Source organism: Liquorilactobacillus vini DSM 20605 (genome assembly GCF_000255495.1).
Lineage (GTDB): Bacteria > Bacillota > Bacilli > Lactobacillales > Lactobacillaceae > Liquorilactobacillus > Liquorilactobacillus vini.
In genome coordinates, this window is record NZ_AHYZ01000127.1 from 1 (window position 1) to 5,327 (window position 5,327).

Below are 5,327 nucleotides of genomic sequence, written 5' to 3' on the forward strand. Positions count from 1 at the left end.
AGCGATAGAATCTAATTGGGACATGGCTTTTCCTTCTTTCGATTGGGTTTTGTCACTTAAATCGTATCATAGGATGCCATGTCCTTTAATGTATAAAATAAAAAAACTGATATTGGATTTTATGTTCCACCAATATCAGAAAGTATAGACCCGATTTTTTTATGGATATTATAATTTATTCAATATTTAACTCAGTATAATTTAAGATCAATTTCAGTCGATCACAACCTTAGTACCGTATTTGATATTTTGATAAAACCATTTGCATCAGCAACTGCTAGTTGAATGCAGCCGTGCGACATTGACTTTTTACCGAGATTTTCAGCCACCGACTCTATATAATTCCCGGAATTATCTGTTGGAACTGAGTGAAACAAGTATGAGCCATGGTATTAACCAAGAAACGTAATAATGTGCTCCCTCGCCTGATTTGGCACTATAAAAATAATATCCCCGTTCGGCTTGAATATAATACGTGCCCTTGGCGTCCGGTTATTCATTTTGGTCGAACAATACATGGTATATAAATATCCTGATCATTCATCAGATAAACCCGCTGCTTAGTTAGTGAAACATGCATCCATAAATTTGGATAATCGGCAACAACCGGATAAGCTGCTGTTTCAGAAGATAAACGTCAATTTATCGGCTGACGCATTTTGCTGGCAGTCTGGTCTTTAACTGTTTGTTTTTGCCTTGTTACTGAAGAACTGGTACTTTTAGGTGAATGTTGCTTCTTTTTTGAACTTTTCTTTTTCAAAGTTTTTTGCTTTTTAACAGCTGTTTTTGCCTTTTTATGAGAATCATTTTTTGAACTGCTGCTGCCTGAAAATGTTCCTGCTGAAAATAAGATACTGTTTTAAAAGCCAACAAACCGACTAAGCATAAAATTATTGTCGACAACAGAAACTTTTACCATTTTTTCCAACGCGTCACTTTTAATTTCTATCCTTTCAGTTACTGACATTCGTAAATTATATTCATTATTATTGCAACATTTTTTGGTTCTAATTTCAATAAATATAAGTTACCTGGAGGATTAAAAAACTTTTACAAAAAATTAGCATTAGTTGTGTCAATTATTAAAAAATGTGTTATTTTGTAGTAAATAAAAGCGCTTTATATATAGTCAAAAGGAGGCCTTGAGCATGAAATCAGTTTTAAATATCTTGCAACAGCAGTTCGGTCAAATTAAAATTGAAGAAATACGTTTTTTTAACGATCCCTATGATCCGGAGCGAGCTCACGATCTGCGAGTCTCAATTCGAACACTGCGCGCTTTATGCAAATTTTTAAAGCATCAGATCCCCGCCGCTAGTTTTTCCGTCATTGATCAAAATCTGAGTGCTGCAGCCCAAATTTTTGGTCCATTACGGGAAATGGATGTTTTGATTGAAAAAATCGATCAGTATGCTTATAAACATCCCGTAGCTAACCCCAGCTATCAGCATCTCTTTCAAGTATTCTATCAGCAGCGGCAGCAACAGTTGGAAACGATCCTGACACCTGTTGTCAGAAAAAAATTAGACACAGCTTTATTACAAGTTAAGCAATTGATCGATCAGCTGCACTTTGAAACAATAGCTGATTGGCAAAAATTAATCACCCGGAAAATGAAGCAGCGGCAAAAAAAGATCACTAAGGCTTTTCAGCAGCTCGATCTGACAGATTACCCGCATGTTCATCAAATCCGCAAACGAGCCAAAACATTGCGTTATTCAGCAACTTATTTTGCTGACTTTCTTACTAAAGCAGCCCAAAAAACGCAACTGCAAGCTGAAAAGATTCAAAATGCCTGCGGAGTGATCACTGATGCGCATGTTAATTTCAATTTACTTAACGAATTTGCTAAAAAGTTTCCTGATAAAAATGATCAGCAATTATTGCTGAAAATTGCTCAAGAACAACAGCAACTTTATTTGCCAAAAGCATAAAAAAAACTGGTAGTTTAAGCAGCACTAAACGTTGACTTTAAGTTAGTCAACAGATCACTGCTTAACTGCCAGTTTTTAATTATCTTTCCTTGCTTTTAAGGCCCATAAGATCGAAACCGTATCAATAAGTTCTTGCAGCAGCGCTCCAATCAGTGTTGGCAAAACACCAGTCGTTGCAATCAGCATTAAACCCAGACAGATAAAGATGCCGATCAACACCGCCTGTTTAGCCACTCGCATCGTCGTCTGCGAAATCTTCACGGCTTTAGCAACTCGGCTCAAATCATCTTTCAAAATAACCACATCAGCCGATTCACTAGCTGCGCTTGAGCCATGAGCTCCCATTGCAATCCCGACATCAGCCACAGTCAAAGATGGCGCATCATTGACGCCATCACCGACCATGATTACCGGGTGATCACTCTTAGCTAATTTCTCAATAGCTGCGATTTTAGCTTGTGGCAGCAGATTGGCCCGGACATCAGCAATTGCAACTTTTTGAGCCACATTTTGTGCCGTGACAGCTTGATCACCAGTCAGCATCATTAAATGCCTAATCCCCATTTTCTTCAGAGTTTTCATCGTTACAGCCGCTTCCGGACGAATCTCATCGGCAAAAGTCACGTAACCTAACAACTGCTGATCACAAGACAGAAAGACCGCTGTTTGCTGCAGTTCATGAAAATCATTCCTAGGCGCTGCAAATTTTAATTTACCCAATCTAAAAATTTTATCAGCTTGCCGAGCGGTTACTCCCTGACCAACGATTTCTGAAACAGCGGTAAAATCATGAGCTTGAATTTGTTTGTCCTGTGCATACTTGACTAACGAGCGGGCTAAAATATGATTTGAATTCTGTTCCAAGCCAAACATCAGACTAAGTAACTCTGACTGCTTGAGCGAACTTAAAGATTTGACTTGATCAACAGTTAAATATCCCCTTGTAACTGTTCCAGTTTTATCAAAAATAGCAGTTTTGGCTGTGGCTAATTTTTCAATCACATCACCAGTCTTAACAACGATCCCATTGCGTGATGAACGGCTCATGCCGGATACCAGAGCCACAGGAGCCGCTAAAATCAGCGGACATGGTGAAGCGACAACTAGAACCTCGGCAAAGCGAACTGGATCTTGCGCTATGAACCAGGCAAATCCTGCGATCACGTATGCAGCCAGCGTGAAAGGCAATGCATACCGATCGGCTAAACGAACGAAGCGTGCTGGACGACTGCTGGAAATTTTGACCAATTTAACCAACTGTTGGTATTGACTATCCTGAGCCAAACGATCAACTTGCATCCGCAAAACGCTATTCCCGTTGACTGCCCCAGATAATAAGGGATCATTTATTCGTTTACTGACCGGTCGTGATTCACCAGTCAAGGATGACTCATCAACATTACCCTCACCTGCAAGGACATGACCGTCAACGGGGATAATCTCACTTGGCTTGACGATCAGCTGATCACCGATCTGGACTTGTGTAGCTTTGAGATCTTCCTGCTGGTGATTAACGATTCGATGAGCGATTTGCGGTGAATTGTCGATCAGACTTTTTAATTCATAGCCCGCTTTTTGGGTAGCATATTCTTCCAGCGACTCACCGCCGATCAGCATGATCAAAATGATCATTGCTGCCCAGTACTCGCCAACCGCTAATGTTGCCACGATTGCTGTAATTGCCAATAAATCAACACCATATTTACCCTGACGTAAAGTTTGGATCATCTGCCAGAACATGATGAGTGCAAAAACACCACCCGTTAAAGTTATGATGATTTGCGCCCAAACTGCTTGATGCAAAATAAATTGCAATAGGATGGCAACTGCTCCGATTAACAAAATGATTTCCAATTTGGTCCGCTGTTTCAAAGACTTTTCCTCCGTTCAATCCTTGCCAAAATAAACTACCGGATCATTTTAGTTAGTGCTGTAGTTTTTACTAGCTACGATTTAAAATATTTTTAACCGCTAAGGAATTTTTTCAAGTTTTATCCTACTATTAAAAATACTACTAATTGATAATTTTTAAAAATAAAAAGGGTCAGCATTGAATTAGTACTGATTTTTTCAATTAATTAACAGTTTTTAAATTATCAGCTAAAACCTTGACCTGTTTTTCGATTTCATCGCTGACCTCGCGGAAAACCTGCAATTTTTCCTGCTTGCTGCCTTGAGCTTGAGCCGGATCAAGCAGTGGCCAATGAATTCTTTTTACAGTCGGCGGAGTTAGCGGACAATTGTCACGTGCATCCCCGCATAAAGTAACTACCAAATCACTTGAATTTAAAAAATTTGGATCAATTTGTTTAGATTGATTATGAGAAATATCAATACCCTTTTCAGCCATGACTTGGACAGCTAACGGATTTAGTCCTTTAGCTGTTAAACCAGCACTTGCAATTTTAACTTCCTGAGGGAAAAATTTTTTAGCAAATCCTTCTGCCATTTGGCTGCGGCAGGAGTTGCCAGTACAGAGAAAATAAATTTGCAATTGTTTTATCCTCCGTTCAAAATCTATTCTTTATCATCATCTAACGAATAGCCGATTCCTCTGACTGTATGGATCAATTTTTTGGTTGCAGGGAACTTATCAATTTTATTGCGCAAATAACGGATATAGACGTCAACAATGTTTGGATCACCTTCGAAATCGACTCCCCAAACCAAATCCAGTAATTCATTACGAGTAAAAACCTTGCCAACATTTTTAAACATTTCTAGTAACAATTTATATTCACGCTGTGTTAACCGAATATTCAAACCGTTTCGCATGACGCGTCGCTTGCTGGCATCAAGAGTTAAATCATCAAGTTGATAAATCTGTTTTTGATCAAATCCTTGTCTTGGGCGCCGCAAAACAGCCTGTATTCGGGCTAGCAGTTCTTCAATTTCAAAGGGCTTGGTAATGTAATCATCAGCTCCACCTGTTAAGCCTGCCACTTTGTCGCCAATATAATCCCGAGCGGTCAGCATTATTATCTGAACATTTGAAGTGCGTCTAATGCGCCGCATAACACCTAAACCATCTAATTTAGGCAGCATCCAGTCTAAAATAATCAAGTCAATTAGATTTTTATTTTTGTTAAAAACTTTTAGTGCCAGTAAACCGTCTGCTGCTGTCATTACATGATAGCCTTCAAATTCAAGCTCTTGTTTTAAAGAAACAACCAATCCTTGTTCGTCTTCAACTAAGAGAATTGTTTTTTCCATTATTTTCTTACCCTTCGCGTCTTCTTTAGAAAACATTTAAACTTCAAATCTAATAGTTTTGAAATTTTGTTCTACCATTCTTATATTTTATAACTGTTAACTGTCTGCTTCAACTTTGCTGAGAATTTTTCAGAAAACGTTAAGGAATCATATCTGGTAAAAAAAAAACATTAAGTATAT

5 protein-coding genes and 1 pseudogene are annotated in these 5,327 nt (G+C 38.6%); 1 reads left to right on the plus strand and 5 read right to left on the minus strand.

Going from position 1 to position 5,327, the window contains the following annotated elements:
• Nucleotides 1-213: 213 nt before the first annotated feature.
• Nucleotides 214-628 (minus strand): annotated as a pseudogene (locus ON15_RS12305) (L,D-transpeptidase); the annotation flags it as partial.
• Between the two features lie 9 nt (nucleotides 629-637).
• Nucleotides 638-760 carry a hypothetical protein gene (locus ON15_RS12310; protein WP_412768436.1) on the minus strand — a complete coding sequence of 41 codons (123 nt, stop codon included), beginning with the start codon at nucleotides 758-760 and terminating at the stop codon, nucleotides 638-640.
• A gap of 388 nt (nucleotides 761-1,148) precedes the next feature.
• Between ON15_RS12310 and ON15_RS07305 the strand changes: the two genes are divergently transcribed.
• Complete coding sequence (locus ON15_RS07305) at nucleotides 1,149-1,934, plus strand: CHAD domain-containing protein (protein ID WP_010580838.1); 786 nt, start codon at nucleotides 1,149-1,151, stop codon at nucleotides 1,932-1,934.
• Between the two features lie 75 nt (nucleotides 1,935-2,009).
• On the opposite strand, the gene ON15_RS07310 is transcribed toward ON15_RS07305, so the two are convergent.
• The 3 genes from ON15_RS07310 to ON15_RS07320 form a co-directional block, all read right to left on the minus strand.
• Nucleotides 2,010-3,806 (minus strand): heavy metal translocating P-type ATPase, encoded by a 1,797-nt coding sequence (locus ON15_RS07310; protein WP_010580839.1) that lies wholly within the window; start codon nucleotides 3,804-3,806, stop codon nucleotides 2,010-2,012.
• A gap of 202 nt (nucleotides 3,807-4,008) precedes the next feature.
• Nucleotides 4,009-4,428, minus strand: coding sequence for an arsenate reductase (thioredoxin) (arsC, locus tag ON15_RS07315; protein WP_010580840.1), 420 nt, complete (start codon nucleotides 4,426-4,428; stop codon nucleotides 4,009-4,011).
• A 23-nt stretch (nucleotides 4,429-4,451) separates the two neighbouring features.
• Complete coding sequence (locus ON15_RS07320) at nucleotides 4,452-5,147, minus strand: response regulator transcription factor (protein WP_010580841.1); 696 nt, start codon at nucleotides 5,145-5,147, stop codon at nucleotides 4,452-4,454.
• Nucleotides 5,148-5,327: the final 180 nt, after the last annotated feature.

Excerpts from the sequence above, each read along its gene's own strand:
- ON15_RS07305 (WP_010580838.1), top strand. The coding sequence starts at position 1,149 with ATGAAATCAGTTTTAAATATCTTGCAACAGCAGTTCGGTCAAATTAAA.
- ON15_RS07320 (WP_010580841.1), bottom strand. The coding sequence starts at position 5,147 with ATGGAAAAAACAATTCTCTTAGTTGAAGACGAACAAGGATTGGTTGTT.